This window comes from Rhizobium sp. MHM7A (assembly GCF_005862215.1).
In the GTDB taxonomy this organism is placed as follows: Bacteria; Pseudomonadota; Alphaproteobacteria; order Rhizobiales; family Rhizobiaceae; genus Rhizobium; species Rhizobium bangladeshense.
The window spans coordinates 536,725-562,705 of sequence record NZ_VCHT01000001.1; the positions used below are offsets into that span (position 1 = coordinate 536,725).

Here is a 25,981-nt window from a genome sequence, read left to right on the forward strand (position 1 = left end):
GATCGTCATGTTTAATTCCCTACACGGAAATCTCCAGATTTGTTTGACACAAGGAAAAGGGATACAGCCTGGCTCATTACGTTCGGGAAGGAAACGCCCAGTAAATCCTTCATTTAAAGGATTTGGTAAGTTCTGCACCATATGTGTCAACATATGATTTTTTTCTGGCGGTTGGGCGACGTGAAGGTATTTGAGCGCGTTTTTAGAAAGTTGGCGAAAGACGAACACGGAAATTTCGGCATCATGTCGGCGTTGCTTGCACCCGTTTTGATCGGTGCTGGCGGGGTCGCTATTGACGTCGCTTCCATGCTTCATACAAAGACCGGATTCCAGGCGGCTGCGGATGCTGCATCTCTCGCAGCGTCCGCAGCCCTTGGTACAGGAAAAGTCTCGAAGCAGGAAGCGGAACAACTGGCGTCGCAATTCCTTTCGACGCACATGCACAATATGGGATACCAAACCTACGAGAGCGACATAGCCATCACGTCGAAGCAAAGTCTCAATGGCTCCACAGAGTGGACGGTCGACGTTGGTGCTACGGCGATACACAAGAACAGTGGTCTGAGTAAAGTTCTTGGTGTCACCGACAAACCCGTCGGTGTCGCGGCCACGAGCGTGAGCGTTTCCGGATTAAAAAACGCCTTCTCGATGTATTTCGTGCTAGATAAGTCCGGCTCCATGCTGGCGAGTACGAGTCAGGTGAAACACCAGGGCAGATGCACGTACTATTGGCTCAACTCGACCGCTACCGCGCTTTACAGCCAGCAGAAAAGCCCCTGCTACTACACACAGATCGAGGCCCTCAAGAATGCGACGAACGCCATGTTCGACAAGTTCGAAAAAGCGGACCCCAAGAAGATGTACATGCGCTTTGGGTCCGTGGCCTATTCCGATGTGCAGGAGTCCAACTCCGCCCTGGCGTGGGGCGTCGACAACTCGCGGTCCAATATTGATAATCTCGAAGCAGTCGGCGGCACCAATTCAGCCGACGCGTTCAAGACAGCATACCGGGCGCTCGGTACCTTGTCGGAGGTCACCACCCACACATTGAAAAATGGTGTCGTGCTGCCCAAGAAATACCTGGTCTTCATGACAGACGGCGAGAACAACTCGAACAGCGCGGATAAGAAGACCCTGCAGCATTGCGCGGCTGCCAAGACCCTCGGCATCACAATCTACTCGATTGCCTTCAATGCGCCAAAGGGCGGCAAGGAATTGTTGAGCGCTTGCGCTTCCAGTGCGGAGACGTACTTTGACGCCAAGGATGCAGACGAGCTTCTGAAGGCGTTTGAATCCATCGCTGCTGATGCGGCTGGAGATGCCCCAAGACTCACCCAGTAATCCGCTCGACACCCAAAATCCAAAAGTTGCCGTCTGTCCGCGCAATCGTCCTGGCGAAGCTTGATCTCAAGCTGCGGAGCCAGTTTCGACATGGCTTCAAAGACTTCGTGGCTGAAACCTTGCTGCAGTCCGGGACCGTGAAGTTCTAATCGACGGTGGTCCGCTTTCTCGTGTCGATAAATGAACGCAGCAGTGCCTGCCGTTCCTGATGGAGGGACTGGATTGACTGGAGCGCCCGGTCGCAATCTTTCAGGTGCTGCTCAAACTCTTCGATGCTTGTGCCAAGGTAGATTGCCTTGAGGCCCTTGCAGAATTTTCCGGTTGAAAGCTCCTTTGCCTGGGAGCGATGCAGTTTGACGATCAACTGTGTCAGTCTCTGGACCTGGGCGGCCTTTTCCTGATCCATAACGGTAGCGTTCCCCTGTTACGATTCGCATGACGATTTACCGGATTTCATCGGACAATCAAACTTACCAGTAGTAGAGCCCTTCCAGGACTCTATCTTGTGGGTAACAGCAAGGAGAGACGGAATGATCGGTGCCATTTGTGGGGACGTTATTGGAAGGCCTTTTGAGTTCAAGGATTTCGTGTTGACGAAAGACTTCGAGCTGTTCTCTGACCGAAGCCGGTTCTCTGACGATACCGTCATGACCATTGCCGTCGCTGACGCCGTGCTCAATGGTCGATCATTCGAAGAGTGTTACGTCGAATATGGCCGTCGGCATATCGAAGGCGGGTTCGGCGGCATGTTCAAGAAGTGGCTGCTGGACGACAATCGCGTTCAGGGCAACTCCTGGGGCAACGGCTCGGCAATGCGGGTCAGTGCCATTGCCTGGCTTGCAGGTTCTCTGGATAAAGTGATCGAGATCGCCCGGCAGAGCGCCCTGCCCTCTCACAACTCCCCTGAAGGCATCCAGGGTGCGGTTGCTGCCGCAGCTGCGGTAAAGCTCGCTCTCGACGGGGTGTCGTTCGCCGATATCCGCAGGGAAATCGTTCGCCTCACCGGCTATAGCCTCGACCGATCCGTGGACGAAATCCGGGCGAACTACCCACGTTTTGCCGTTTCCTGCCAGGACAGCGTTCCTGAGGCCATCACCTGCGCGCTGGAAGCGATTTCCTTCGAAGACGCAGTCCGCAATGCGGTCTCGCTCGGGAACGACAGTGATACCCAAGCTGCGATTGCAGGTTCGATTGCTGAAGCTCGGTTCGGGGTCCCGGCCGAAATTGTAGACAGGTGTGTGCCGACACTGACGCCGGACCTGAAGGCGATCCTCAACCAGTTCAATGCAAGGGTTGCCGCACGGGCATAACCGTCGGTCCCGAATGTCTAATCGATGCCGCCGGTCAAAAGCTGGCGGCATTATTTTTCGTAATTGTTGACATTTTTTCTGAGTTGCGCCAATCTGCTCCGACAGAAGGAATTCTTTATGAAAAAGCCGAAGCAATTCAAAGCCGAGAGTCACGTCGTCGACGGTCGCACCGTTCGGTTTCAGGAAATCCCATTCAAGGTTCGCGATTACAGCTTCAGGAATGACAAGGACGGCAATCCGATCCCGCATCCCGATGAGCGTGCTCGTTACGAGGTATTTATCGATGAGGCGCATGTCGCCAATCTCTCGATGCCTTTGGGGGTCGGCAAGCAGCACTTCAAGATCGAGCGGCTCGGGAAAGATTACGAGGGTCGTTACGGAGACGTCGTAATCTGGGGCTTCCGTTTCCATCCACTGGCGGAGCGGCTGTATACGCTGGAGCAGGCCGCGCATAAGATCATTGAATTCAGAGATACGGTCCGGTGGGGTGGTTACTCGGTGATCCCGACGCTGGACGAGCTTGCGAACCATGTGCGCGAAGAGAAGGAGCAAGCCGCTCGGGACCAAGAGCAGATGGAAAAATATCGGGCGGAACGGCGGGCGGAACAAAAGCGCTTCGAGGAAGAAGCAGAACGCATCCGAACCGAGACCCTGGAAGGGCTTTTGTCGATCCGTGCTCGGTTTGGGTCACAGTTGTCGAACCTCGAATTGAATGCGCTGGTCAAGATGATCGAGCAGCACACGGCCTGAGCCGAAAGAGGAAGACTGATAAGTACAGCGGTAGTGCAAACGATAAGGGGCTTCCATTTCGGAAGCCCTTTTTGCGCTATTGGACCGGCATCGGAGAGGTGCTGTCCTGGAGAGACGGCTCATATCCCTCGCGAAGATAACGAAGAGCCAGGATCGAATAGGGTTCGAGATAGGCCTCGTTGGCGGTCATCACCAGGTGCTGGCTGACCTGAAGGCGGCTGAAGCCGTGATTAGGCAGTTTTGCGAAGACCTCATGCAGGAAAGAGCCAGAGCATGAGACGTCGATGACGACCGTAAGTGTGCGACCGGCAGAGATGGCCTGTTCAAGGGCCGGAACCACCCGTTCCTCTCGAAACGATTCGCCGCTCTCCACCCCATCCTTTCGGTAGCGGGTATGCGCAAGCCTGCTGAAATCACGTCCGATGTAGAGTTCCATTGAATTGAATGCCTCGGTTCTGTCGGGCCTCGGGCCGAATGTTAGGGTGCAGGTAACCATAAGATAATGAAATAGCCTCGCAACTGAGACAATCTCGTTCCTGATTACATTATCTAGTACAGACTTGCTGTACTCGACTTTTTCCGGCGACATTGTCGCTGGTGGACGGAGGCCATGATGGCTGAGGAAGCGGACGAGCAAATGACCCGAAGCATGCGTATAATGTCTAGATTGATAGACAAGGCTTTGAAAGATCGTCAACAGGCCGCCGAAGAGCGGTCCGTGAACTGTTTACGCTGCTTTGACAGCGGGATGGACTGTGGCCGGTTCTGCGGTTGCGAGGCTGGTGCCCGGTTGCACTACGGTCACGGATGACCTCCCCTTACAGGTGCCGCAAGCCGAACTGACGTCGCCGCTCGCGCCGTTCCCTGATGGCGGTCAGGGTCCTGTTTTGTTTGCGGGCCTGACGCTTGGCGTGGGCGGACTTCGCCGATGATGCAGTCTTTTGTTCAGGGTTCGACGCTTCCTCGCTAGCTGAAGCGGTTGTCGATTTGTACTTGGTCGTCTTCGGCTTGCTGAAGTTGTGCGTCTCCACGGCTGAAATTACATCCTTCAGAGGGGCTAAACTCCCCTCGACAACGTTCTTGGCAATGATCTCACGCCGGGTCGGGGCGGCTTTTGCGCCCTGGGATCGAGAATACTCGACCCATTCCGTATTCCACCGTTCGGTCAGACCGAGTTTCTGGAAAGCTATTACCAGTTGATCCAGCACACCCTTTTCGGTCCAGCGAGTGAAGCGAACATAGACTGAATTCCACTTCCCGAATGCCGGGTCGAGATCACGCCATGGCAGGTCGTGCTGCATCAGAAACAGGATGCCATCAACGTGATCGCGCGTGTTGCGGGATAAATTTCCCCCAGCCGCTTTCAAGGCTTTGACAATGACATCCCATTGCTTGTCGTCGAGACGACTGAATTTTTCCAGCATGAACTTCTTCCAAAAAGGAAATCCGTTCGACCTATTTAGGGGATCATGAAGGAATTATAAGGGCTCACCTGAAACGGGACAGTAGGAGTTTTACCTGCGCAACAATGCCGGTAGGTTGTTGCGGGAGTTTTTTATGACGAATAATTCCGTCGAGCCGATCACTCTCAGCATTTAGCCTATCGATTTCGCCTTTGCGCGCCGAGATTTCGTCGGCATTGGCCTCTTCCTCGGCAGCCTTCAGCGCAGCATTCCAGTCCTCGACCACCTGTGGGTCCCAGGCGACAACAGCATCTGCCTCTTCACGCGTCAGTGGTGAGCGAACTGTCGCAGCCATTTTATCCTGAATATCCTGAATTCTTTTTCGAAGCGGCCCGGGTATATGCGTCCAGAATGCCTCCATGACATCTTCCGGCACATTCGACCAGGTTTCCGCGATAGAACCGGCAATCGCACCCTCGGTGTCGCAGTCTCCGCCAAGATAGACGGCGTTGCGGATCGCATCTTCTACGGTTTCGGCATGGAAAGCACACATCAGCGCTTTCGGGACTGAGATTTCGGATTTCAACTCAAACCTGGATTCGAGCATGACGTCGTCAAGATTGCGGGACAGATCGTAGCCGAAAGCGCGCTCGATGAATGGCTTGATATCGTCCCGGTGCCAGCCGGAGAGGCCTGCATAGATCGCTGCTGCGACGGCTCTCGCGCCCCGGATGCCTTCTGGATGATTATGCGTGATCGCCGCTGACTTCTCCGCCAATTCCATACATTCCGCAAACGAAGTCGCGAGCCAGGCAGTCGTGGATACGCGCATGGCCGCACCATTGCCCCATGAACCGTAGGGCTCGTAACTGCCAAGGCGTCCATTGAACCATTCGCGGAAATGCATACCGTAGGAGGTCGGGAATGATTGCGCGAACATGCGCAGCGTTTCGCCCATGTCACGGCCGGTCACCAAGGCGTCTCCGACGGCAATTGTCAGGATCGTGTCGTCTGTTGGCCTGCAGCTTTCTGAGACCATTTCGAAGTCGCGGGACTTGATCGGAAAGAATTCGAACCTGGAACCGACAAAATCACCTGCAAAAGCACCGAGCATGAAAAATCTCCGCTGAAACCATAGGCTCGATTATGGGCGCGGATATCCAGTGGCGGAAGCAATTTCTGCCTCTGTCCCAGAATCTCAATTCTGGTGGGACGAAATCAGTTGGTTCACGGTTTAGGAGACGGTTTCTCCAGCAACTCTGGATGGCTGTTAGCACCACCACTGCGCGATAACGGGACGCAATTCATTGACGCCAGCCTCGTCGAGGAATCCGAATTTCGTCAGATACCAGCGGATTTCATGAGGGACGGCACCACGGATGCCACTCTCCGGGTTCTGGTAGTCCATGCAGTAATCGTCATACGACAGAGGCTGACCGTCTTTGTCGACCAGGAATTTATTGTAGGGGTAGACGCCGTGCCGAATGTATTTGGTAAAGTCCGGAGACTCGTGGACATCAGCATCTTTGCCGAAGCATTCAAACATGTAGTCGACGGTGTTGTCGGAGCGATACCACGAATTGGCATACATCATGTTCGGGAAGAAGATGATGTCAGTGATGTAGTCCGGGTTCATGACCAGCTGGTACAAGTCCTCAGCCCGGCCGAATTCGGGGGTATAGCGCCCGCCCATCGTGAGGCTTTCAGCCAGAAGGTGTGGCTCCAGCGCATAGGGAGAATGCTCGGGGCGAAGCTTTCGCTCCTCCTTCGTCATGAACAGGTCTTCTTTGGTCAGGGCGTCGAACTTTTGCCGGAACACTTCGTAGAAATCACCTTTGGCATCCGCCTCGGACGAAAACTTAGCGACCTTCTTAAAGGTTTTCCAGGGCATTCCATAGCCGGTTGCCCTGTGAATTTTAATGCCCATGAGAGACTCCTTGTCGAGTGGACTTTAAAGGAAATCTCTCTGCAGCGTCAACGTTACATGGAAGGAGTTCTAGTGGTTTTCAACTCCAGCGAACGACGCATTGAGTTGGAGATCGCGTCGATAAGCGCATCTGTCATCTCGTCCCAATCATGAGTGGCGCTTGAGTAAATGCCATCATACGCAGCAGTCACAACGTCGTCGCTAACGCCACCACGGTCGTTGAACAGGGTGGTCGAGCCGTATCTGTCCAAAATCACCGCAGAGAGCTGCACATCGCCTTCAGCCTTGATGGCGTTTACCGTATTGAGCAGGTGCCGGTGAAGAAGGCTGATGTCGGAGCCGTTGTAGAGTTCGGTCGCCTGGCTGATAGGATCGAGACCGCCGCTTTTCACCGTGAACAGGAGTTTATTGGGCTCCGAGCGTGCTGCGATCCTGCTATATGCCCATTCGACTGCCTCGCCGTCGACGTTGTCCTTCAGGATGCCGGTGTGACCCAGGCTGAGGAATTGCAATGCGATGTCTGGTGCAGTGCCGTCTACTTCTTTCCAGATGACATGTAAAAGGCTGCCTACGCGTCCAGGTGAGGCGTGAGTTCCCGTCGCTTATCTTTCATCGCGAATACGCGCTGCATGCTCCGGGGAAGCCTTCCACTCATTCGTGGTGTGGCTGAGGATTTCGTGCTTGATCCCGAGCGCGTCAAGCTCCTTCGTAAGCCAGCCGGTAACGCCCGCGAACGCCACGAGCGGCCATCCCCTCATTCCCCCGCGACTATCGAGAAGAAACGAAAGGACTGTATCGTCCTTGGCACTGGGGAAGTCTTCGACGACCGCGCCCAAACGCTCCTGGAGCTGTTTCGTCGCGCGCGCTACGTCGAAGCCATCAAAGTAATGCGCAGGATTTGGAGATTGATGAGCCTCTCGTTCTTCTTTGAGCGCGGCTGAAGTGACGACGACGTCCTTTTTGGTGCTGCTGATTTTGTATCCTGCGCGTTCTCGAACTTCAGCGAAATTAATCATGGTCAGGTCTCGATTTTTCTTAGCCAGTTTTGTAGCGGATTTTGTTGCTTCTGTCCAAAAGGAATTGATAGCGCAGAGCGCTCAAACAAGGAATTTTTCACGCCTTTCGTGAGCGAGCGTTGAGGCTTCCGAATTAACTGGCTGCCAAATATATACCCACAAAAATTCACTCCGGATGTGACCGAAAATCACATTGACACGCCCCGCCTGATTTGGGAAAAAGCGCCGCAACACAGGGGGTGCTTCTCATGAAAACTTTTCGTCTCGACGATGACGAAATGGCGAAACTTGCGTCTAAGGTAATCGACTACGCCGAAAGCCCGGATTATCGGCTGCTCTGCGATCCGGGAAATGCGCGCTCCTTCAATGGCAAAATTTCCCAGCTTGTAATTGTGACGATTCAGCAAAAGCCCATCAGTCAGATGCGGCATCGCCTCCCCCCTGCCCCGACATTCCATTTCCGCTTCAAGGTCGATCATTTCAGCGACAGGATTTCGATGAACTGGGACAAGGTGGAGACAACTGTTTACCATCTCGACGGCAAGAACGGGATGATCATCGGCGAAATGGACGATTCCTTGAAAGAATTTCTTTCGTCTCATATATTGATCGCGATACAGCAGCCGAAATACGCTCCAGCGCAGCGTCGTGCTGCAGAAATGAGCGGCTAACAGGACATTTCCTTGAAGATCAACGAGCATCACGAATTTCTCGGCCATTACATAAAGAACGCCGCTCTCGGCAATTTTGGTATCGCCGCCTTCCAACGTCCTTTCGTATGGGAGAAGAAAGATGTCGAAGACTTCATGATCTCGATCCAGAAGGGTTTCCCCGTCGGAACCTTCCTTCTCTGGACGCCGGACGAGCGCTCTGGCGCAACGCCGCCTTCCAAGGGTCGTATTGGCCCTGTCGAACATGGGGTCGAGACCAAGACCGTCATCCTGGATGGCCAAAACCGGCTTTCTACGCTGGTGTGGGCGGCACGCGTCGATGAGGCCCCCGCAAATCCCCGTCATCCCTACTCCCAGCAGGAAGTGGCCGTCTTCTTGTCGGGTGAAACGCTCGTCATCGATGCGGATGAGAAGCGTATCCATTTCGTTCCGACGGCCGACGCCTGGGGACGGAACCGGATGCCGTTGGGCGAAGCACTCTCCTATGGCGTCATGACCCTGCAGTCGAGCCGCACCCTCTTCCAGCGTATGGCAGAAAAAGGCGTCGGTGACGAATACATGAACTGGATGCTGGACGAGGTGCCTCATTGGTTCCAGTCCAAGCGCACCGTTGTGACTGAGATCGCCCAGGCGACCACGGCCGAAGCGCTTGAGGCTTTCCTGGTTATCGCGAAAGCTGGTCAGCCCATTTCGAAGGATGACTACACGCGAGCTGTGGAATGGATCGGCTCGATGGATGAACCGAATACGCTGGCCCTTTGAGCCGCGATTGGTTGTCGTTGGCGACGTCTTGCAGCACCATGTCTGCAGCGTCACCCGGTGTCTCTTCTTCTGATTGCCGCCCATGGGTCTTTCGTTCACCATCGAAGAGTGAATGGAGGGCCGCGCATGTTCGATGATGTTCTTTTCGGGTGGGATGGGAAACGTTCACGTGCGGTCGAGAATGCCTATCTGGCAGGTGCCGCTTTCGCAGAAGGCTCGGTTTCCTTTACGCTTATCCATGCAGCGCTATTCGAAGAGATGCGTCGCGAGATCGCGGATGTGGGTGTCGTTGCCCGGCAAGTTCCCAGCATCGTTGAACTTAAGGAAGCCTATGCGGCTGGCTATATCGACCATCTTGATCATGATGAGGACGACAATCGACTGAAATACCTCATGCGGGACGTGGACGAGACCGCTGTCAGTACGATGTCGCAGGCCTCGGCGTCACTTCATGAGCTTTCCTTCTACGGGCTGGACAGCGCCGAAATCATGGAGGCAGTCCTTCGCCAGTTGATGATCATGAGAGACGCCGCTGTAGAAACTGCGCGGCTCAGGAAGCGTGGCCTGTTCTCTTGGTTTTCGAGGAAGAAGAAAGCTCGCCACCTCCGCGAACTGGGGTGCAACTATCTCCATGCCGTACCCGATGCCGATCTGTCCCACGCAATGGCCCTCGCCGCTCTTGAATTCTGCCGCAAGTCCAAGGAGACCTCTCCCGATGAAGCGAGCGATTGGATTATAGCGGCAGATTACCTGAGAACGGCTTCCATCAACGTCTGTCACATCGACCGCGCCGAAACCTTGGCCGCATTGGAAAAGGTCGAGCAGGTTGCCGACGACTTCAACGAGCAGCAAGCCTCCCTAGTGTAAAATGACTCGTCTGTTGCACGGTTTCGATGCATTCTAACGGGACCAAGCACCGAGGGCTGTATTATGACCGCTGCAGCATCTGTCATAGACCGCACTGAAAGTCTCGATAATGCGATTTATCGCCTTTCGAAAGCCTTGTCGGATGGTCATAAGGACCTCTTCGAGACTGGCTTTTCGCAATTCGCCCAGGCCTACAGGGACGAATTGCTCAAGCCGAGGCAGGCTGGTCACCCCGAGTTTCCTTCCTTGATCTCCCTTCAGCTCAGTGCGGTCATGGGGTTTCAGGATGGCCGGAATGAAGCGGCTCCTGCGCAGATGAATGCCGTGACGGACCGGCTGGATGAAATGGTCGGACTGACGGCTCTGGACGTCGCTCCAGCCCTGCGCCGGGTGGCTGCCGCGTTCAATCAGGACTCTCATGAACTCGATTCCGTCTTGCTTCAGCTCATCAAGATCAGGGATGAGAAGGCAGCGGATATCCAGAAACAGACGACCAGGAAGTTCAACGGAATTTTCGGAGACTTTACCAAACGCCGGTCGGATGCTTTCTGTCGAAACTTCTTCAAAAGCCTTGAGACTAGCGATGTCGTCGACGCAATGGCAATTTCCGCATCAAAATACCGAGATGCTGCGTTCGAGGTCTCCAGCAAAGAAGAAGCTAGGAGGATGGCTGGTGTTGCGGAAAAACTCGTCAGGGTCGCCCGCGAGCTTGGCGGCTCCAGCAAGCCGGACACAATGAAGCTGCTGTCAGACGTTCAGATGTCACTTGAAGAAAAGGCCTCTACCAGACTGGCAGTGTGAGCTTTTCTGTCATTTTGTGAGAGCCGCCAGGAATAGAACCGGCGGCTCTCATTAATCGGGTTACTGGACAGTGGCGTGCGCTGGCTGTGCCTTTTCCAGACCGATGAGCTTGAACTCCAGCCCCATCTCTTCCGGCAGCGGTCCACCGCCCAATTCCATCATCAGGTCGAACAGAGCGTCCGCTTCGCCATACGGCTCTTCGGTCTCGAAGCCACGCATCAGACGATGGCAAATCGCACTTTCGACCAACAGGCCAGCATGGCGGATACGCACCGGTATGTCGATGTCGTAGGTGTGTTCATAGTCGGTTGGATAGACGGCGGGCTCGGCAAGAACCTCGTATCCCTGGGATTCCGGGTGCTCGACCGGATAACAGGCGATGGTTGAGATCATGCGCCGCAGTTCGTTCTTGTCCTTGATATTCCGGATACCTCTCTGCACCGTGACAGAGGCTTTGAAGATGTGGTGGCTGGCTTTCGGCATGTTGATTTCCTTCGTGGTCTGGTGAGGTTTCATTGGAACATGCCGATCCCAGGAAACTGGGGTGGCGACTTCCAATATTTGACCGCTCCATCAGACCATCACCCGAAACGTTTGCTGGCCTAATAACCGCCAATCTCCGGAAGCTCGCAAAGAAAAGGGGCCGCAACTTTCGCTGCGACCCCTTTCGAGACCTGGCTAGGTCAGCCATCGGCTCGTGTCGGAACCAGATTCCTTGCGCTGGAGCCATTGCCGATGACCGGCCCACCATCAACCAGCATTCAGCCGTAAACGGTTGCCCGTCTGATCAGGTCCAAACGGACGCCAAGTTCCGGCCGCTTCGTGATCTCCGCATACTTTCTGACCATGTCATGAATATCCTCGGATACGTAGTTGGCGAGTTCCGGGTCTGTGGTGCAGGCGTAGATGATTTGTCTTGGAGGATAATCCGGGTGTGCGAACACGTAGAGCCCGTCATGCCGCCCTACTTCCATATCTTTCCAGCCGTTTTCTTCCAGAAAAGCCTTGAAGACAGGAGGAGCAAACCGGCGCGTCATCGCTTCCACGATCATTGCATCCGTCGCGTCCGATAATTCCTTGCGTGTTGCGTCCAGCGCCAGTTCGACTGCATATTCCGGGCTGACCGGCAGTCGGACATGCTGCTCGTAGACCGGTTCTTGACCCCGAGTATCCGGTTCCACATGCGAGATCGTTACCTGGCTGTCACCGTCTTCATAGAAGAAGGAGCCACTTTCAGAGGCGAAGACGTTCCTGTAGCTGCTGATGGTGTAATCAGGAATGCGCTTGTTCGCCACAAAGAAGTGGGTGTGAACAAGCGCGATCTCGACGAAGCCAGGCTTACTCACTGTGCTTTACCTTCCGAACTCTCGCCAGATGCACCGGAAATGCGGTCTGCAAAGCCCTTGATGGCATTCGCACCAAACTTGCCTGCGGTAGTACCGAGCTTCTCGGTCTGCTCGCTGCTCGGGAGAGCAGCTTTCAGGCTTTCAACGGTCGGCAAAGCTGCCTTCAGCTCGACGGTTGCTGCCCGGCCGCTGTCGATGGTTTTCTGGGCCTTATCCATCACGACCGGAGCTTGGTCGATGACGTAGCGAGCATCCTTGACGGTATCTGGGATAACTGCTGTCGCATAGGTGATGGCTCCGGCCAGCGCGAAGACGGAAGCGCCGAGGAAATAGAGACCGTAGTTCATGTGATACTCCAGATTTTGGTATGGCTTTCAGGACTTCTGTTCCGTGAATTCGGCCGGTGGTTTGCTCACTTCGAGGTCATCAAGACAATGCAGAGAATGCTGACCACGAACCAACCAAGGACATGGGCGATAGGCGCAATAGCTGCGCGGTCGGTCTCTGGCAGTTTTGAGAGATAGAACGGAGTTGCACAGATGCTCGCAATAATGGAGGCAACTGCTAATACGGCCGCTTGCGTCGGCGTCATCAACGGGACGGCGAAGAATTCTGGCGACGAAAACGTGGTCGAGTACCAGGTTGAGGCCGTAATGGCGACGATCACACATCGCGTAGCCCAGATGACGCTGATCCGTTGTTTGGTGTAGAAGCTACAGATCGCGTGGCCGGTGCGTGCAGCAAAGTTGGAGTTAAAGAAGTCGCCAAGTGCGATGAGAAGTCCGCCGAATAATCCTGCTCCCACGCCACCTATGGCCACGATATAGCCGATCTCAACCAGAATGTCGGTGCCTCTGGCATAGAGCATCGCCGCCAAGAGCGCAGATGCGGAAATTGCGCCGCACATGCCGCGCCGGTTGAACACATGTAAAATCATCAGAAATTCCCAAGCTAATGCACAAGGAATTCTGTGCTTTGAAAATTCCTTGTGTCAACTGTTTTGTCTGAATTGGCCCGCGTTAAATTGAGAGGGCGGCTCTAATGCTCGACGTAAGGTCCACTGCACCCGGCCCGGCTTTCCAGCTTTCCCAGGTGATGTGTGCCAGTCCGGAGCCCTGTTTTCTGGCCGCGTGGAGCGTAGATGCCGCACTCTTCGGGAGCATCCAGGCTTCGTGGAACTGGAAGTCTCTGGTCCAGCGAATGCCGACGAACCAATCGGCCTTTTCGATATTGTGCGGCTTGAGCGAAACCCTGGGGAACGGCCCGTCAGTGCCGAGAATGCGCGATTTGACTTCGATCTTCCCGTATTTCGGCGAAAGCACGTCGCTGCCCCGATTGTTGCCCCCGACGACCTCGCCTTCCGTGGCGATAGCGACCAGCAGTTCGCTTAGCAGCTGATGGCTGATGGAATCATAGCGCTTGATGCAGGACGCGGAACGCAGGATCGAGTGCATTTCAGCGGCGTCGTCATTGATGAAGTCGTTCTTCAAGTTGCCCTCCAGGTTATCGGAGTCTGGTATCGTTAGCGCTTCCAAATGTCAACATTATTTGCTTGAAGGATTTCTTGTTTATTGGCGTAAGTTGAAATCAAGAAATTAAGAAGATATCGCTCGGATCATGGTGAGAAGATTGTGATCAAGGGTGTGCGGCTGGTTGAACCGGCCTCAAAACCTGCGTGATTGGGGCGGCATAAACGAGGAAGCGCCCTTCGTGTTTAGAGGTTTCATCATCAGCGCTAACTTCTAATGATTAAGCCGCCGATCTCGCGGCGGTGTCATTTTAGTTTTCTTTGACAACACAGTCCATCAGGCGCGGTGCGAACCTTCCGGAGAAAGTGGGGGCACGCTTAGCGTTCGCACCCGACAACGTGCTGGGCTAAGCCGGTGCTGCCCCGTGGTGGCATGCATTTAATGACGCCAACGTCATGTAGATGCTCCCATTGGACTATGCCAAATGTCGATAAAAAGCCACACAGACCTCGTCGTTCTCGACACCATCGTTCACCTGATCAAAGCGGTGCCACGACATCTTAATCGCGACCAGCTTGAGCGTATTGCGTCAGATAATTCCGCTCAGAGTGAAATCCCGCTATGGGCTGGAGCTTCGGAGCATTTCAACATGCTCGCTTGGGAGGCGAAGGTGCATTTACTCGCGGCTCAAGGACGCTTTCCTCGCCCGGACGATAAAGCTCCAGCCGCCATGGTCGAGCAAATCATCGAGCAGATCAGGGATATGCAAGCAGGAAAACAAATCGGCTATCCCTTTCCTGGCGACATTGCGATGCGGGAAGGTGTCCAGCTTTCGTTGGCGAGAAATGGCTTCGATCTCCATACCCTGCCCCTTCCGCCAACCCTACATGAACTGATCGACCGTGGTGAAGAGCGTCCTGACCATGTCAGTCAGGAACGTTGGGATCGAGCAATTGCATCCTATAACCATGCTATGACTATCGAAAATTCTCCCGGGGCCGTCGATCCCGAGGATTACGAGCCGTATGAGTTTGAATGGACCGAGGAGCACGAACGGCAGAGCAAGGAGTGGCTGGCCGAGTCAGGCCCAGATGCCGCCGAAGAAGATGCGACATATCGCATGTAACCGTCCTGACAAAAGTTGGTCATACGTTCTTCTTGCAATCTCGACATCCGTTGTTAACCTGCGGCGTGTTTGATGACAAAGAAAGATTCGATCAGACAACCGACAAGGGCGTGCGATGAAGTTTTCGAAAGCCGCAATGAGGGTCAGGCATATCCAGGTCGCCCATCTAACTGCGCTTGGTGACAAGCATCTTCGGGAAACGCCGCCTGCTGCACCGGCAAGGCGATATTCAACAGCTTGGTACGATCCCGCTCCAACGAACGCTGGCATCGAAATCCCGCAGCAACTCCGCGATCAAATCGAAGCCTCAATGAAGCCCGCTGCTTCGGAAACCAAAAAGGCCCCGGAACCGGAGCCTTTGGAGGCGGTCGCGAAGCCCACGTTCCATGGATGGGGCTTCTTCGGATGATAATCAGCTGATCCTTAAAGCGATGGTGCTGGGCGTTGGAGGAGGTCTTTTGCCCTGGATATCGCTGCGTTGAAATCATCGGTCTCGATGATGAAGTCATTGCCATGGAGGAGCGACCAACGTGGGCTGGTTTCACCGGCAGTGAGCACAAAATCATCATTCGTCAATGACGTGATAACTGGAAGCCCGTGAACGATCTCCAGCTTCCATTCGTCCTTTGATAGGTCGAGGTTGGCCAGCATCGTATCGGTCATCTCGTTGTCGCTCTTGTCGACGACAGCGTCACCTGCAGCTTTCGCGGCTTCCAGCGTTTCATACGGGTCTTCACCGACAACACCATCGATTTTCACCCACCATTTGCCATGGTCGCGGCTGATGAATACGTCATCGACTTCGCCCGAGAAATACTGATCGACGGTCTTTGGTGACAGCGGCCTGTAGTAGGACGTTGCGCCAAGCTGCTCCCAAAAATCGGGGTTCTGTTTCTTATCAAATGACATGGTGGCTCCTAGCGGCTGAAGGTACGGTTTCTGGCACCAACGATGCCGTCTACGACCGCATCGAACAATGGCCGGTGCCGAGGATGAACCTTGAAGCTGCCATAGATCGCCTTCTTTGCCTCATCACCTGTCTCGTCCATTACAAGGAATTGTTCGGCGGCTTTTTCGACCAACTCGCGGACATTGTGCGAAATCTCATCGTTTACGACAGTGCTTTCGTCTGCATCGTTCCAGGCTTGGTAGAAGTCGCGGAAGCAAGACCGATCATTGAGACGCTCCTTTTCCAGGCTCACCGCGTCAAAGAATTCCCTGGAGCAAGGATTCGTTGCGAACACGTCCGTTAGAGCAAATACCTTCCATCGCGCGTCCTCGAAACGTTGCTCGCTCCCTTCGGTGTCGTCGTGCATGGCGTCTTGCAATTCCCGCTCAGCTTCCGCGCGCCGGATGGTCAGATCGAGAGGCAAATGGACTTGAGTGCTTGGGAACGAATGCTCGGAGCCTCTCGGTTCCGACCGAGAGTGAAATGGCATTTCTGCGGAATCGTGCACCGCGCGAGCAACTTCATCGAAAGCCTTCGATGGTGCGATCACATGGGTCGTCATGCCATCGGTCAGCTCGATTGTGATGATCTCTGGTTCGTAATAGTCCAGGATACCTTTCGAGTACGCCTTCTGCATCTCAACCGTTGCCTTGATCGTAAAGTCCTTGGCCTCAAGGCTATTTGAAACGAGATAATTTCGAAGGCTATTCATTGCGCTCATTACGGAATTCCTTTTGATGTCACGGGCATTGTTGACGTGGATTTCGCCTACTTCAAGAGTTTTGAACCGAAACCTCATCTGTGGTAAAATCGAGCGATATTGTACACACGGACCAAATGGCAGAGCTGCGCGTTTGTCGGTGTTTCGCCGTCCGCGCCGCCGTCAGTAAGCTGCAAGATTGGCCTGGGCTTGCTGTTTAGCTCAATAAAGACTATCTAACTGGCAAGGACTCGCGAATCCCGTAGAATCTTCGTCAGCTTGGTAACAAGAGGAAGAGCCGACTATGGCTGCCGCCGACACAACTAAAGCGATTGTTATCGACACCGAGCAAGACGCCAAAAACTTCTATCTTCAACTCTTTGCGTTCTTGACCGGCGAGACAGCGTGCACCGCGATTGGCACGAGAGTGGCTGATAAGGTGGCAATGGAGATTGTTCACGCATCCTGGTGGGAAAAGAATACGATCCCCGTCACCACGGAAGCCGATCACAAGAAGGCTGTCAGGCCTTGGCGCACTCCAGGGTGGTTCGCTGACGCGTCGGGCAACCATTTCCTCGACACGGAAGAGAACTTCGAGATTGCGCAGAAAGCTGCAATAAAGGCCGTTCGGAGCAGTCAGGAAGCCTTCCTGGAGCCCATATTGAGGCGGCTTCAAGAGCAAGATTTCGCTACCGATCCGACTGGATGGACACGGGACAATTGCGAGAAGGCCGTCCAGTTGGCCAACGAGAACATCGCCGCAGCCAGGTCCGCCGATCCCAGACGTCCTTCCTATATGAGCGTAGCCATCTTCGTGAAAACTTTCCCACCACAGGAAGTCGTTGACGAGATGGTAGACCGGATTTCAGATTTCATAGAGCGTCGGGGCCGGATCGGACAAATGACCAATACGAAGATCAAGGAACTGACGATTACCGGCATTCGCAAGATCGATAAAGCGGACGGAACCGACAGTCCGCTTTATGCCGCCAATATGGCAATGACCGCGTAGCCATCGCCTTACAGCAATCCCCACCCTTCTGCAATCAGCAACTCCGCGACATAGGCGTGGAAGAGGTTGTAGTGAAGTGGGTGGAGATGTAGTGACCGGATAACTTCAGCAGCGATCTCGCCCGTCCATTTTCCCGCAATCCCAGCTTTGACGCAGCGTTTGGAAACCGCAATCGCAAAGTCGCTCGGCTGCTCGCCGTCGAGGTTGGCCTGCTTTGACTGCCAGTAATGGCGGTAGGTTTCCAGGAAAGGATGCGGGTGTTTCAGGCTTGCGTTTTCAGAGAAGATGGCGCGGAACGTCGCTTCATCACATGGCAAAGCGGCAAACGCCTCTTCGAGCTGGAAACGTGCCCATTCGGCAGACAGTCGCGCCTGCCAGTTCGCCTCAGACCTGTCACGATCATAGGCCCGCGCCGCCAGTTCGGCACGTTCGAATGCCTGATACCGATTGATAAGGTGCTTGGCCGGAACGATGAGTAGCGCATTGTCTCGGTCGACGATGACGGGCGCATGCGCACGATCCACGGGCTCAGGAAGGCGGAAATAAGCTTCGAGGCACGAGCCTACGGCGTGCATCACAGGCGTATCTTCACTGAGCGGCAGGACAGCATTGCCGTGGAGCAGGGAAATCACCGGCGGGCTGGTCGAGATTGATGTGCTGGTGCTGCCCTCGAATTCAGACGTAGTCATGACCACGGTGGGAATGACTGCGATCTCAACATTGTCGAGATTCCAGCCCCTGTCGCTGATCGTGAGCGCCAGCGCCGTGACATCCGGTTTCCCAAAAAAGTAGCTCATAAGCTTCTTCCAGTTTCGTCAAAAGTGAGAAGATAAGATTAGGCTGCGACAGGGAACCAGTAATCGAGGTCAACATCGACGGCAGATTTCTCGTTGGCAACCCCAACTTGCGCCAGGTTGTTGTCGCGAATGGCCTGCAGTTCGACAATTACCGGCTCGCCGTCTCCATCGTTGCCCTCGTTCAGTGCCAGACGCCAGAAACTGACATTGCCCAGGCCTTCGATCTTGCCGTACCAGTCAATTTCACGGTCGAGGCACATGGCGTCGAGAATACGGGAGACCTTGCTGACGGGGACCTGAGGATAGAGGTAGCCAGCGATATCGGTCGTGGAGCGCAGACCGGCACTGATGACGTCGGTTCCGTCTTTTTCGATATCACGGCGCACCGCGTTCTCCAGACGGTCCAGGATTTCAGCGCGGATTGCGGAATTGGTCATTTGTTCAGTCATAGTTATTTCTCCTTAATTTTTTGGGCCTGGGCATCACGAGCGTCGCGATACGCCTGGGTCGTAAGTTTGTTGTCGGGCGATTGGACTACTGCATAAGCGAAGTTCTGAGCGTGTTCGTTCGAGCAGAAAAAGTCGTCTTTGTAGCTGACACCGTCCCAAACACTCGCGTTGGAGACGAAACGGTCCTCGCCTTCCCCGAGATAGCGGACAGAAACGATTGGGTGGTTCACAAAGCGTTGAGCTTCAGCGCGCGTGCGCGGTTTCTCCCTACGTGTGGCAAACCATCCGTGATCAGCGGGTTCCTGGTCCGAAGAACCAAACATGATTGTCTTCGTACGTTTACCAATCGGCTTTCCGCAGTAGCGGCACAACGGTGGCAATACATTCGACATACAGCGACCTTCACCCGAGTAATGGAGCATTTTCTTGCTCATGGTTGAAGTTGTAAGGAGTTCTCAGAAAATGTCAACATTATAAAAGCGACGATAAGGACTGCCACCGCAATCCACGTGTCCGGTGAGTTTCCATAAAGGAATTCTTTACTCTGCCTTGTGGCTTGTTGCCAGTGATAGGATCATGCCTCATCGCCAGGAGAATATTGATGACCTACGTTCCGCCATATCTTGAAAATTGGAAGACAATCGCACAGGAGTGCCCTTATCGTGCGAGTGTCAGCGGCAACGTTTCCTGGAAGTTTCACCCCTCGCCCGATCTCATCGATGCCGAGAAGGTGTCGCCGGGCGGGCGATTGCTCTTGGCATTCCGCTCAAAGGAGGTTCGTGATTACTTCGTTGAAGGGTATCTGGATCAGGGCGTTAAAGTAGAGGAAGACTGGTGCGTGCGCGCTACCAAACCAGAGCCTGCGGTAAAGGTGGTGGATGCTGTTCCGAACTTCGAAGAGGCCAGCGCCGCAATCGTCCGAGCCCGTGCAGCATACCAGGCAGCAGACGACGTCATCAGCGAGCTATTTTTGAAGGATATTAAAAGCCTGATTGCCCAAGGCAAAACGACCGACGCTTTGAAGATCGTCGTTTCCATTCACGGTGATTGCGTCTCCAGAACCCTTGGTATTTCCGCTTTGATGGATGCAGGGCATGATTTCGATGCCAATTCGGTAGGGCAAACTGAGGCGCTACCATTGACGGCTGAGCGCGCCGTGGCGTTGACGGACTGGCTGAAAGCCCGCAAAGCCAATCGAAAAGCTGAAGATGTCTTAGGCAAAATCGTCAATACCAAGCTCTCTGAGATCATGGAAACCAAAGGGCGTGCGCCTGCCATTGAGTTTGCAGAGGCGTTGCCGCCATCCATGGTCAAAGTCTTTGCGATTGATCGAGCAAGGCATGGAAAGGCTATCGAGCCGGTTGAACTGGACGAGGATGACGCGCCATCCGGCCCGCGCATATAGCCGTTCGGGAAAAGACGGGGTACGCTATGGTGTGTCAGGGCTCGCAGGGAATATCGAGGCGAAATGAGCAGTGAAGGAAAATTTGCGAAAGCACTCTTCGACGGCTTCGCCAATCCTGCGGTTCGTAAGCGTATCGCCGATCTGAATCGGCCGAGTTACGAAATCGGCGACGGCACGGATGTCGTTCTTGGAGATTATGTGATCATTCCGCTTGCGTTTGGCGGAAGGCGAGCGGGTCAGTGGGCGGAAGTCATCAAGCTGTCGGATGACGGCCTGGGGTTGCGGTTCGACCAAAAGGTCGGAGGCATAACCCGGGAATTCTTCGAATGGCAGGATTTGATGGGTGCACGAGCCACTGCAGCACCGCGAGATCGCAAGAGAGCCTCGGTAACGCCTCCGACAACCAATCGGCCGTCTATCTGAAATCACTCTGCCGTCAGATGGTAGGGCCAGCGCCATACGCAACCGTATAGGCCTCGTCCCCCGCTTCAATGCGTTCAGCTATATGCTGATCCCGGTCGAAAACTGGGATGATTTGGCCCCGAACGCAGTCGCGGTGTCCTGGTACAGCGTCTCGATAGCCTGGTATGTCGGAAGCAGTTCAGGCATCTCCCTGGCATTGTCGAATGCCACTTGCCGCGCTGTCCTCAAAGCATCGAGGACGCCAACCGCCAGCAGCTTCTGATCGATCTCAAGTTCGTGGATGTTCATGCTCACATGCCTGGCGTTGGTAGTGGGTTTGCTTCCGGCTTTCCCGCTTCGATCCATCTTCCGATGATGCGCTGGAAAAATGGTAGGTCAAAGGGAGTGGCTACACCTTCAGGTGCTTCGGCATCGTAGTGCTTTCCGTCGCAGTAAATCCAGATGTGCGTGCCGGAAAAGAAGTTGCCAAATGCGGATATGTGGTCGAGATCATCCCAATCCAGTCCAGCAGGCGGGACGACTGATGGCCACTTTGACTGAAGATGGTCCCGATTAAGAGGATAACCCCAGTTGTCCTCGTCACCCTCTGCTGGAGCCTGAAGGAAGTAGGCCGGATCGATCATTTGATAGTCGGCGTCTTCCCTCGGGCTACCGACAAGTTCGTGGATGTCCGAGGCAAAATCCTCACAACCGCCCGCGTTGATGGCCTGGTAGCTGTCATAGTCGCCATTCGCGACGTAGTCAGCGCGAAGCTTATAGATCGCGGCTGTGATGCTCTCTAGCGAAAACGTTGGCTCATCATCGTCAAGACCATCGGCGTCGATGGTCAGCGCCTTGTCGGCGGCCCCGGCATCATAACCTGCTCGATATTCATCAGGGTGCCAGTTCCGCTCATTGCCCGCCCACATAGGCGCACCATGAAAGGCATCGCTATATCCCGCCCGAAAGGCGACCCGCTGATTTTGATGATAATAATCCTGCTCAGTCAGGCGGGCGTCGCAATTCCAGCTCATATCTCTTCCTTCCGATGTCAGGTAAATATCCTGCTATCCGAAGCAAGAATCCTGCGCCAAACGAGCGCCACCAGGTTATGCAGGCTGCCAGATGATCGATCCGAAATACCAGTCGACATTATGATGGTCGAGCAGTTGACGGCGCTTCGCCAGATCGTCGAAATCTGCATTCTCGACAGGGGTCGCCCTCTCGGCATCCGAATGGAAGCGCGCGTTGCTCGGGATCAATTCGAGGTACTTGCCGGACTTCGTCTCGAAGAGACGGCCTTTAACGATAGCGTCTGTCACTGCCCTGCCCTCACATGCTGAAACTTTGAGTGATACCGCGCGCCGCGAGGTCGTCGACAATTGCCTCACGGATCGGGGTGTCGATGCGTGGATGATCCCATGCCCCGATGCAGCTGAGATCGGTCTTGTCATCAGGTGACTCCCAGCGCCAACCTTCGACACCTTCCTCGTCATAGAGGCTGGCGGTGTCAGCAGACCATCCGTTGGCGAGCGCTAGGACGATAAGCTGTTCATCTGACAGGTCGTTCAAGATCGAAGTAAGCGCGGACATGTTGGGCTCCTTTGAATGGCAGAGTCCAACATGCGGCTGAAAATGTCAACATTATATTTCCTTGTTCGCTTGAGAATTCCTTATTCGGCGTCACCGGTCCATTCTGTCAGAGCAGCGTCAGAGGACAGTACGTCACGGAACTTCAGCAACGCATCGGGATTTGCGGGGCCGAGGGTCTTCAGAAGTTCGAGCCCCTGGCCAAGCATGGTGTCGAGGAGCCTGATTTGCGTGGCACGCCCGGCCGGGATTCTGTGAGCCCATGGCTGATCGGTGCAGGGGATGTATTCCCAAGGATAATTAGCAGAATTGGAGTCCTCGGGGCGAACCTGAACAGAACCGCCAAACAGAGAAACCACTGCGCTGACGAGCTGGTCGGCGTCGTGGGACGTATCGGCGTAGAGCCTGATTGATGGCGCTCCGTAACGTTCCCCATCGCAGGAACTCTCGCCGCGCTCCACGGTCAGATGAAGCCGGATCAGATGGTTGTCAGTCGTCCGCTTGAACGTGATGCCGTGCATTTCCCACTGGACGGGGCTCGAACCAGTGAAGTGAACTCCGGCTTCGACGATCTTTCCTTTCACCACCGACTGCAGGTCGAAAGCAGCATAAACGCGCATGGCATTCGTGAGATTGGGTATGGCCCCGTGCACTTTGTTCATAGTGTTTATTCCTTGTTCTGGTAGTGCTCTGGATGGGCTGGCAGCTCGGTCCAAAATTCAATCGGGATGTGGTTGCGTGCCTTGTCCCAGTGTCGCCATTCTGGCCCGTCGACGGTCAGCGTCAGGCTGGCGAAGGCCCAATGAAACGATCTGAGCGAGCCGTTGGTGATATAACCTCCGACGACATAGGGTCCACCTGCGGTAGGTGGCCGCTTGACCGGTGTCCATACGGGTTCTTTCACCGTCCAGTCGTCAAGGAGCCGGACAATGGTGGCGATATGCCCCTTGATCGTGTGCAAGCAGAACTCGGCATCCTTTTGGTCCCAGTTCACATCATGGTGGGTTGATTTCTCGCCGTCGCATATGAGCTGGATTTCATTCAGATGAGTCATGACATCGCCCAGCGAGGCCGGGACGTGACGGTTACGGGCCCGTCCGGGAGTTGCGAAGTTCCATTCGACTGTCTTGGGCGGCACAGGCGCGGGCCAAACCTTGCCATCCGTTGTTCTGAATTGAGTGAGGTCGTGGGGTATGGCAGTCGGCGGCGTGGAAGCGGTGGGCTCGTCATTCCAGTCCGCTCCGGATTTCAGAGTGTTCTGGTAAGTGTTCCAGTTGCGCATGCCGCATGCGACAGCCAGGACTTCGAACACGTGGCTCAAGCCCACGGTATGTCCGAGTTCGCCCAAGCGCTCCTTGATCGAATAAGCGCGTTTCTTAGCCTGCTCCAGATTACGCGGCAGGTGCGCGTTGGTGTTTTCCGTCATGACTTCCCGTTCGGCGACGTTGGCATTCTCAAAAGGACCCCCGTTGCTTCTGCGTCCTGTCGCACTGGAAAGTGGTGACGTGGTAGCAATCTTGCCGATTCTCCGTTCCTTGTGAGGTGGGGATGGAAGGCCCGGCGGCCTGTCCACAAGAAATTCCTTTTCCGTCAGAAAGTCAACCGTGTTCAATTCTTCCGAGGGTTGAGGCCTCATATAAATGTCAACACTAATTGAATTCCTTTTACGTTTGCTGTATATCCTGCAGCAGACAACGATGGAGATAGATATGAAATCGGCGATCCTTGCAGCACTCGTCCCCTTCGAATGGGAAGATTGCGACGACATGGGCCACTGTGTCGATACGATTGTCGGTCGTTATTGGGTGACGCGCGAAGAGGGAAAATATCGCACGGAATTCGTGTTCATGGAGCATGAGCGCTCCGAGCAGAAGTTCCTCACCGAAAAGACAGATGAGGCCACAGCCCGCAAGGCTGCCTGGGATCATTATGTCGCAACGATCTCCAAGGCGTTCACCGAAGACGGAAAGCCTGCCCAGAAGCCAGTTGAAAAGCAGGAACGAGATGGCTCAGTCGTTGCCTGGCTGGCGATCTGGGCCAATGGTGAGCCGGAGGTGGCGACTTCTGAAAAACATCTCGTGCGCGGCTCCGAAACACCGAAGCTGACCGGTTTGACGTTGAAGAAGAACGGCGACGTTGCCGCCTGGCGCTGGACGGATGGCGGCGGATACAATGCCGGTTACCGCTATTCGTTCGTCGATCCTCGTGAAAACGAGGATGAAGTCGAGGAACAGGGCGCAGAGTCAGTAGGAAGCTGCGAAGAACTTTACCGCGCCGAATAAATGCATCCTCATAAGAAATTTTGTAAAATGTTGAATTCCGTGCCCCGCTCAGGTCGTAGTGGCAAAGACAAATCTCACCCTCGGAGAAAGAGTATGCGCTTGGCTAGTGTCTACGTTCTGGCGTCAATTGGAATCCTATCTCTTACTATTGGATCATTCGCATTCGCTTACAATGTTTGTGGTTCGAAAGGCGTATTAATGGGGAAGTCCTTCCTTGGGTTCTGGTACATGGGCTCCTGCAATTAGGACCATAAGAAGTCGTATCCACAGCGACGTCAGACTCCGGGGAGTTTGCCGCACCGGATAACAAGCTGCCACAAGGAATTCTTTCGGAAATAGGTTGAATTCCTTGTGTATGCCAGATATATCGAAACGACGATAAATCTGATGAGTGAACCTGTGATCAACAATTTCGAGCACATTGTCGCCGCCGTTAAGGCTTTTCATGAGCATGAAGGCAGCGGCCACGACTGGCAGCATATCCGGCGCGTGTGCGCGACCGCAGGACGACTTGCTCGCGAAGAAAACGCGGACCTCGATGTCGTCATGCTGATCGCCCTTCTCCACGACGTGGATGATCGAAAGCTCACAGGTGACGTCAACACAGAGAAGACGCTTCCAGCCGCCCGCCGCATCATGACGGAGGCAGGCATCGACGCTGCAGTTATCGAGACGGTGCTCAAAGGGATCGGTTCCATCGGCTTCCACAAGACCTTGTCCGGCAATGTCGAGCGCAGCCTTGAAGCCAAGATCGTCTCCGACGCGGATCAACTGGATGCCATCGGTGCCATCGGTATCGCCAGGACCTTTGTTTACGGGGCTTTCAAGAGCCGTCAGATGTTCGATCCCGACGAAATCCCCATGGAAACATTCACCAAGGAACAGTATGCCGCCAACAACGGCTCGACGGTCGCCCATTTCTTCGAGAAGCTTCTGAAGCTGCATACGATGATGCACACGAATGCTGGTCGCCGCGAAGGCCAGACCAGGCACAACATGATGGTTGACTACCTCGATGCGTTCTTCCGCGAAGTTGACGCTTCCGAAGAATGGAAGCTCCGCCTGGAAAAGTATCGTATGCCACGCGACGAGCCCTCCTATGTCTTCGAGGATTTTTCAGAAGCCCGGTCGATGGCCATCTGATCAGGAGAGCGATTATGGATGGACATGAAATCAGAACTGCTATGTGCAACGAAGCCCGCGCCGCATTCAAGGATGTTGGTCTTGCCTATAACGACCTTACGTTGCCGCGCGTGAGCCTGCTGCGGGATATCGTAGACCGTCATCTGCGTGAAAGCATGCTGATGAAGGGGACGTATAAGGCCGACAAGAAGGTGGTGCTCAAGTTCATGCCGAATGGCGTGTATGGCGCGGTCACATGTAGCGCTCATTATTTCGATAAGCGCGAGGCAGTGACCTTCAACCCTGAAGGTTTCATCGGCTTTGCGGGATGGGCTGATCACATTAATGTTGTGCCTGTCGTCTCCGCATTCAGGGAATGGATTACCCTCGTCGTGGCAGACAAAGAAGCCGTTGATCCGAAGGTTCTCCTTGATCTTCCCTGGAGGCGAGAGCCCTTGAAGGTTCATGTATTGGGGAGGTGAAC

General features: G+C 54.5%; 35 protein-coding genes and 1 pseudogene. 14 read left to right on the forward strand and 22 right to left on the reverse strand.

Features of this window, described 5'->3' with window-relative positions; all coding sequences use genetic code 11:
* The first annotated feature begins 153 nt into the window (after positions 1–153).
* Positions 154–1,341 (forward strand): TadE/TadG family type IV pilus assembly protein, encoded by a 1,188-nt coding sequence (locus FFR93_RS03205; protein ID WP_171049050.1) that lies wholly within the window; start codon positions 154–156, stop codon positions 1,339–1,341.
* 145 nt (positions 1,342–1,486) lie between these two features.
* Here the strand turns inward: FFR93_RS03205 and FFR93_RS03210 are convergent, their stop codons facing one another.
* Positions 1,487–1,747 (reverse strand): hypothetical protein, encoded by a 261-nt coding sequence (locus FFR93_RS03210; protein ID WP_138391923.1) that lies wholly within the window; start codon positions 1,745–1,747, stop codon positions 1,487–1,489.
* 124 nt (positions 1,748–1,871) lie between these two features.
* On the opposite strand from FFR93_RS03210, the gene FFR93_RS03215 reads away from it, so the two are divergent.
* Positions 1,872–2,651, forward strand: a complete 780-nt coding sequence (locus FFR93_RS03215; protein ID WP_138391924.1) for an ADP-ribosylglycohydrolase family protein — start codon at positions 1,872–1,874, stop codon at positions 2,649–2,651.
* A gap of 117 nt (positions 2,652–2,768) precedes the next feature.
* Positions 2,769–3,401, forward strand: coding sequence for a hypothetical protein (locus FFR93_RS03220; RefSeq protein ID WP_138391925.1), 633 nt, complete (start codon positions 2,769–2,771; stop codon positions 3,399–3,401).
* 76 nt (positions 3,402–3,477) lie between these two features.
* Here the strand turns inward: FFR93_RS03220 and FFR93_RS03225 are convergent, their stop codons facing one another.
* The 5 genes and pseudogenes from FFR93_RS03225 to FFR93_RS03245 all read right to left on the reverse strand — a co-directional run bounded on the left by FFR93_RS03225 (position 3,478) and on the right by FFR93_RS03245 (position 7,747).
* Positions 3,478–3,837 (reverse strand): hypothetical protein, encoded by a 360-nt coding sequence (locus tag FFR93_RS03225; RefSeq protein WP_138391926.1) that lies wholly within the window; start codon positions 3,835–3,837, stop codon positions 3,478–3,480.
* 382 nt (positions 3,838–4,219) lie between these two features.
* A complete protein-coding gene (locus FFR93_RS03230; RefSeq protein ID WP_138391927.1) occupies positions 4,220–4,825 on the reverse strand; it encodes a transposase in 606 nt (201 codons plus the stop codon).
* Between the two features lie 64 nt (positions 4,826–4,889).
* Positions 4,890–5,918: an ADP-ribosylglycohydrolase family protein gene (locus FFR93_RS03235; protein WP_138391928.1), complete on the reverse strand. Its 1,029-nt coding sequence runs from the start codon at positions 5,916–5,918 to the stop codon at positions 4,890–4,892.
* A gap of 156 nt (positions 5,919–6,074) precedes the next feature.
* Entirely contained in the window at positions 6,075–6,731 is a 657-nt protein-coding gene (locus tag FFR93_RS03240) for a hypothetical protein (RefSeq protein ID WP_138391929.1), read from the reverse strand.
* 53 nt (positions 6,732–6,784) lie between these two features.
* A pseudogene (locus FFR93_RS03245) lies at positions 6,785–7,747 on the reverse strand (hypothetical protein).
* A 278-nt stretch (positions 7,748–8,025) separates the two neighbouring features.
* Here FFR93_RS03245 and FFR93_RS03255 point away from each other — a divergent pair.
* The 4 genes from FFR93_RS03255 to FFR93_RS03270 all read left to right on the forward strand — a co-directional run bounded on the left by FFR93_RS03255 (position 8,026) and on the right by FFR93_RS03270 (position 10,848).
* Positions 8,026–8,418, forward strand: a complete 393-nt coding sequence (locus tag FFR93_RS03255; RefSeq protein ID WP_138391932.1) for a hypothetical protein — start codon at positions 8,026–8,028, stop codon at positions 8,416–8,418.
* A 12-nt stretch (positions 8,419–8,430) separates the two neighbouring features.
* The gene (locus FFR93_RS03260; RefSeq protein WP_171049051.1) at positions 8,431–9,180 is read left to right on the forward strand and encodes a DUF262 domain-containing protein; all 750 of its coding nucleotides are present in this window, start codon (positions 8,431–8,433) and stop codon (positions 9,178–9,180) included.
* Positions 9,181–9,306: 126 nt separating this feature from the next.
* Positions 9,307–10,047 (forward strand): hypothetical protein, encoded by a 741-nt coding sequence (locus tag FFR93_RS03265; protein ID WP_138391934.1) that lies wholly within the window; start codon positions 9,307–9,309, stop codon positions 10,045–10,047.
* Between the two features lie 204 nt (positions 10,048–10,251).
* Positions 10,252–10,848, forward strand: coding sequence for a hypothetical protein (locus tag FFR93_RS03270; protein ID WP_138391935.1), 597 nt, complete (start codon positions 10,252–10,254; stop codon positions 10,846–10,848).
* Between the two features lie 60 nt (positions 10,849–10,908).
* Here the strand turns inward: FFR93_RS03270 and FFR93_RS03275 are convergent, their stop codons facing one another.
* From FFR93_RS03275 to FFR93_RS03295, 5 genes are all read right to left on the reverse strand, one after another.
* Positions 10,909–11,406 (reverse strand): hypothetical protein, encoded by a 498-nt coding sequence (locus FFR93_RS03275; RefSeq protein ID WP_138391936.1) that lies wholly within the window; start codon positions 11,404–11,406, stop codon positions 10,909–10,911.
* 203 nt (positions 11,407–11,609) lie between these two features.
* Positions 11,610–12,194, reverse strand: coding sequence for a hypothetical protein (locus FFR93_RS03280; protein WP_138391937.1), 585 nt, complete (start codon positions 12,192–12,194; stop codon positions 11,610–11,612).
* Entirely contained in the window at positions 12,191–12,541 is a 351-nt protein-coding gene (locus FFR93_RS03285) for a hypothetical protein (protein WP_138391938.1), read from the reverse strand. The genes FFR93_RS03280 and FFR93_RS03285 overlap by 4 nt, the downstream gene beginning before the upstream one ends.
* 65 nt (positions 12,542–12,606) lie before the next feature.
* Positions 12,607–13,131, reverse strand: a complete 525-nt coding sequence (locus FFR93_RS03290) for a hypothetical protein (protein ID WP_138391939.1) — start codon at positions 13,129–13,131, stop codon at positions 12,607–12,609.
* 82 nt (positions 13,132–13,213) lie between these two features.
* Positions 13,214–13,684: a hypothetical protein gene (locus FFR93_RS03295; RefSeq protein ID WP_138391940.1), complete on the reverse strand. Its 471-nt coding sequence runs from the start codon at positions 13,682–13,684 to the stop codon at positions 13,214–13,216.
* A 463-nt stretch (positions 13,685–14,147) separates the two neighbouring features.
* Between FFR93_RS03295 and FFR93_RS03300 the strand changes: the two genes are divergently transcribed.
* The gene (locus FFR93_RS03300) at positions 14,148–14,789 is read left to right on the forward strand and encodes a hypothetical protein (RefSeq protein WP_138391941.1); all 642 of its coding nucleotides are present in this window, start codon (positions 14,148–14,150) and stop codon (positions 14,787–14,789) included.
* A 423-nt stretch (positions 14,790–15,212) separates the two neighbouring features.
* On the opposite strand, the gene FFR93_RS03305 is transcribed toward FFR93_RS03300, so the two are convergent.
* Positions 15,213–15,698 (reverse strand): hypothetical protein, encoded by a 486-nt coding sequence (locus tag FFR93_RS03305; protein ID WP_138391942.1) that lies wholly within the window; start codon positions 15,696–15,698, stop codon positions 15,213–15,215.
* Positions 15,699–15,706: 8 nt separating this feature from the next.
* Complete coding sequence (locus FFR93_RS03310) at positions 15,707–16,537, reverse strand: hypothetical protein (protein WP_138391943.1); 831 nt, start codon at positions 16,535–16,537, stop codon at positions 15,707–15,709.
* 205 nt (positions 16,538–16,742) lie between these two features.
* Between FFR93_RS03310 and FFR93_RS03315 the strand changes: the two genes are divergently transcribed.
* Positions 16,743–17,450, forward strand: coding sequence for a hypothetical protein (locus FFR93_RS03315; protein WP_138391944.1), 708 nt, complete (start codon positions 16,743–16,745; stop codon positions 17,448–17,450).
* 8 nt (positions 17,451–17,458) lie between these two features.
* On the opposite strand, the gene FFR93_RS03320 is transcribed toward FFR93_RS03315, so the two are convergent.
* From FFR93_RS03320 to FFR93_RS03330, 3 genes are read right to left on the reverse strand one after another with little or no spacing between them, the layout of a single operon-like run.
* Positions 17,459–18,247: a hypothetical protein gene (locus tag FFR93_RS03320; RefSeq protein WP_138391945.1), complete on the reverse strand. Its 789-nt coding sequence runs from the start codon at positions 18,245–18,247 to the stop codon at positions 17,459–17,461.
* Between the two features lie 38 nt (positions 18,248–18,285).
* Positions 18,286–18,696 (reverse strand): hypothetical protein, encoded by a 411-nt coding sequence (locus tag FFR93_RS03325; protein WP_138391946.1) that lies wholly within the window; start codon positions 18,694–18,696, stop codon positions 18,286–18,288.
* A gap of 2 nt (positions 18,697–18,698) precedes the next feature.
* A complete protein-coding gene (locus tag FFR93_RS03330) occupies positions 18,699–19,130 on the reverse strand; it encodes a hypothetical protein (protein WP_138391947.1) in 432 nt (143 codons plus the stop codon).
* Between the two features lie 167 nt (positions 19,131–19,297).
* On the opposite strand from FFR93_RS03330, the gene FFR93_RS03335 reads away from it, so the two are divergent.
* Positions 19,298–20,101: a hypothetical protein gene (locus tag FFR93_RS03335; protein WP_138391948.1), complete on the forward strand. Its 804-nt coding sequence runs from the start codon at positions 19,298–19,300 to the stop codon at positions 20,099–20,101.
* Positions 20,102–20,164: 63 nt separating this feature from the next.
* On the forward strand, positions 20,165–20,524 hold the full coding sequence (locus tag FFR93_RS03340) for a hypothetical protein (RefSeq protein ID WP_138391949.1): 360 nt from the start codon (positions 20,165–20,167) through the stop codon (positions 20,522–20,524).
* 78 nt (positions 20,525–20,602) lie between these two features.
* Here the strand turns inward: FFR93_RS03340 and FFR93_RS03345 are convergent, their stop codons facing one another.
* From FFR93_RS03345 to FFR93_RS03370, 6 genes are all read right to left on the reverse strand, one after another.
* Entirely contained in the window at positions 20,603–20,812 is a 210-nt protein-coding gene (locus FFR93_RS03345; protein ID WP_138391950.1) for a hypothetical protein, read from the reverse strand.
* Between the two features lie 2 nt (positions 20,813–20,814).
* Complete coding sequence (locus tag FFR93_RS03350; RefSeq protein ID WP_138391951.1) at positions 20,815–21,537, reverse strand: hypothetical protein; 723 nt, start codon at positions 21,535–21,537, stop codon at positions 20,815–20,817.
* A 75-nt stretch (positions 21,538–21,612) separates the two neighbouring features.
* The gene (locus FFR93_RS03355; RefSeq protein WP_138391952.1) at positions 21,613–21,825 is read right to left on the reverse strand and encodes a hypothetical protein; all 213 of its coding nucleotides are present in this window, start codon (positions 21,823–21,825) and stop codon (positions 21,613–21,615) included.
* A 10-nt stretch (positions 21,826–21,835) separates the two neighbouring features.
* Entirely contained in the window at positions 21,836–22,096 is a 261-nt protein-coding gene (locus FFR93_RS03360; protein WP_138391953.1) for a hypothetical protein, read from the reverse strand.
* 80 nt (positions 22,097–22,176) lie between these two features.
* A complete protein-coding gene (locus FFR93_RS03365) occupies positions 22,177–22,755 on the reverse strand; it encodes a hypothetical protein (protein ID WP_138391954.1) in 579 nt (192 codons plus the stop codon).
* Positions 22,756–22,760: 5 nt separating this feature from the next.
* Entirely contained in the window at positions 22,761–23,705 is a 945-nt protein-coding gene (locus FFR93_RS03370; RefSeq protein ID WP_138391955.1) for a hypothetical protein, read from the reverse strand.
* 97 nt (positions 23,706–23,802) lie between these two features.
* Between FFR93_RS03370 and FFR93_RS03375 the strand changes: the two genes are divergently transcribed.
* The 3 genes from FFR93_RS03375 to FFR93_RS03385 all read left to right on the forward strand — a co-directional run bounded on the left by FFR93_RS03375 (position 23,803) and on the right by FFR93_RS03385 (position 25,979).
* Positions 23,803–24,375 (forward strand): hypothetical protein, encoded by a 573-nt coding sequence (locus FFR93_RS03375; RefSeq protein ID WP_138391956.1) that lies wholly within the window; start codon positions 23,803–23,805, stop codon positions 24,373–24,375.
* 387 nt (positions 24,376–24,762) lie between these two features.
* Positions 24,763–25,518, forward strand: a complete 756-nt coding sequence (locus FFR93_RS03380) for an HD domain-containing protein (protein WP_138391957.1) — start codon at positions 24,763–24,765, stop codon at positions 25,516–25,518.
* Positions 25,519–25,532: 14 nt separating this feature from the next.
* Complete coding sequence (locus FFR93_RS03385; protein WP_138391958.1) at positions 25,533–25,979, forward strand: hypothetical protein; 447 nt, start codon at positions 25,533–25,535, stop codon at positions 25,977–25,979.
* Positions 25,980–25,981 lie beyond the last annotated feature (2 nt).

Excerpts from the sequence above, each read along its gene's own strand:
- FFR93_RS03235 (WP_138391928.1), bottom strand. The coding sequence starts at position 5,918 with ATGCTCGGTGCTTTTGCAGGTGATTTTGTCGGTTCCAGGTTCGAATTC.
- FFR93_RS03285 (WP_138391938.1), bottom strand. The coding sequence starts at position 12,541 with ATGAACTACGGTCTCTATTTCCTCGGCGCTTCCGTCTTCGCGCTGGCC.
- FFR93_RS03360 (WP_138391953.1), bottom strand. The coding sequence starts at position 22,096 with ATGTCCGCGCTTACTTCGATCTTGAACGACCTGTCAGATGAACAGCTT.
- FFR93_RS03375 (WP_138391956.1), top strand. The coding sequence starts at position 23,803 with ATGAAATCGGCGATCCTTGCAGCACTCGTCCCCTTCGAATGGGAAGAT.
- FFR93_RS03340 (WP_138391949.1), top strand. The coding sequence starts at position 20,165 with ATGAGCAGTGAAGGAAAATTTGCGAAAGCACTCTTCGACGGCTTCGCC.
- FFR93_RS03335 (WP_138391948.1), top strand. The coding sequence starts at position 19,298 with ATGACCTACGTTCCGCCATATCTTGAAAATTGGAAGACAATCGCACAG.
- FFR93_RS03310 (WP_138391943.1), bottom strand. The coding sequence starts at position 16,537 with ATGAGGTTTCGGTTCAAAACTCTTGAAGTAGGCGAAATCCACGTCAAC.
- FFR93_RS03225 (WP_138391926.1), bottom strand. The coding sequence starts at position 3,837 with ATGGAACTCTACATCGGACGTGATTTCAGCAGGCTTGCGCATACCCGC.
- FFR93_RS03210 (WP_138391923.1), bottom strand. The coding sequence starts at position 1,747 with ATGGATCAGGAAAAGGCCGCCCAGGTCCAGAGACTGACACAGTTGATC.
- FFR93_RS03215 (WP_138391924.1), top strand. The coding sequence starts at position 1,872 with ATGATCGGTGCCATTTGTGGGGACGTTATTGGAAGGCCTTTTGAGTTC.
- FFR93_RS03325 (WP_138391946.1), bottom strand. The coding sequence starts at position 18,696 with ATGACTGAACAAATGACCAATTCCGCAATCCGCGCTGAAATCCTGGAC.
- FFR93_RS03240 (WP_138391929.1), bottom strand. The coding sequence starts at position 6,731 with ATGGGCATTAAAATTCACAGGGCAACCGGCTATGGAATGCCCTGGAAA.
- FFR93_RS03315 (WP_138391944.1), top strand. The coding sequence starts at position 16,743 with ATGGCTGCCGCCGACACAACTAAAGCGATTGTTATCGACACCGAGCAA.
- FFR93_RS03300 (WP_138391941.1), top strand. The coding sequence starts at position 14,148 with ATGTCGATAAAAAGCCACACAGACCTCGTCGTTCTCGACACCATCGTT.
- FFR93_RS03380 (WP_138391957.1), top strand. The coding sequence starts at position 24,763 with ATGAGTGAACCTGTGATCAACAATTTCGAGCACATTGTCGCCGCCGTT.
- FFR93_RS03265 (WP_138391934.1), top strand. The coding sequence starts at position 9,307 with ATGTTCGATGATGTTCTTTTCGGGTGGGATGGGAAACGTTCACGTGCG.
- FFR93_RS03205 (WP_171049050.1), top strand. The coding sequence starts at position 154 with ATGATTTTTTTCTGGCGGTTGGGCGACGTGAAGGTATTTGAGCGCGTT.
- FFR93_RS03365 (WP_138391954.1), bottom strand. The coding sequence starts at position 22,755 with ATGAACAAAGTGCACGGGGCCATACCCAATCTCACGAATGCCATGCGC.
- FFR93_RS03220 (WP_138391925.1), top strand. The coding sequence starts at position 2,769 with ATGAAAAAGCCGAAGCAATTCAAAGCCGAGAGTCACGTCGTCGACGGT.
- FFR93_RS03305 (WP_138391942.1), bottom strand. The coding sequence starts at position 15,698 with ATGTCATTTGATAAGAAACAGAACCCCGATTTTTGGGAGCAGCTTGGC.
- FFR93_RS03255 (WP_138391932.1), top strand. The coding sequence starts at position 8,026 with ATGGCGAAACTTGCGTCTAAGGTAATCGACTACGCCGAAAGCCCGGAT.
- FFR93_RS03385 (WP_138391958.1), top strand. The coding sequence starts at position 25,533 with ATGGATGGACATGAAATCAGAACTGCTATGTGCAACGAAGCCCGCGCC.
- FFR93_RS03290 (WP_138391939.1), bottom strand. The coding sequence starts at position 13,131 with ATGATTTTACATGTGTTCAACCGGCGCGGCATGTGCGGCGCAATTTCC.
- FFR93_RS03350 (WP_138391951.1), bottom strand. The coding sequence starts at position 21,537 with ATGAGCTGGAATTGCGACGCCCGCCTGACTGAGCAGGATTATTATCAT.
- FFR93_RS03230 (WP_138391927.1), bottom strand. The coding sequence starts at position 4,825 with ATGCTGGAAAAATTCAGTCGTCTCGACGACAAGCAATGGGATGTCATT.
- FFR93_RS03345 (WP_138391950.1), bottom strand. The coding sequence starts at position 20,812 with ATGAACATCCACGAACTTGAGATCGATCAGAAGCTGCTGGCGGTTGGC.
- FFR93_RS03320 (WP_138391945.1), bottom strand. The coding sequence starts at position 18,247 with ATGAGCTACTTTTTTGGGAAACCGGATGTCACGGCGCTGGCGCTCACG.
- FFR93_RS03330 (WP_138391947.1), bottom strand. The coding sequence starts at position 19,130 with ATGAGCAAGAAAATGCTCCATTACTCGGGTGAAGGTCGCTGTATGTCG.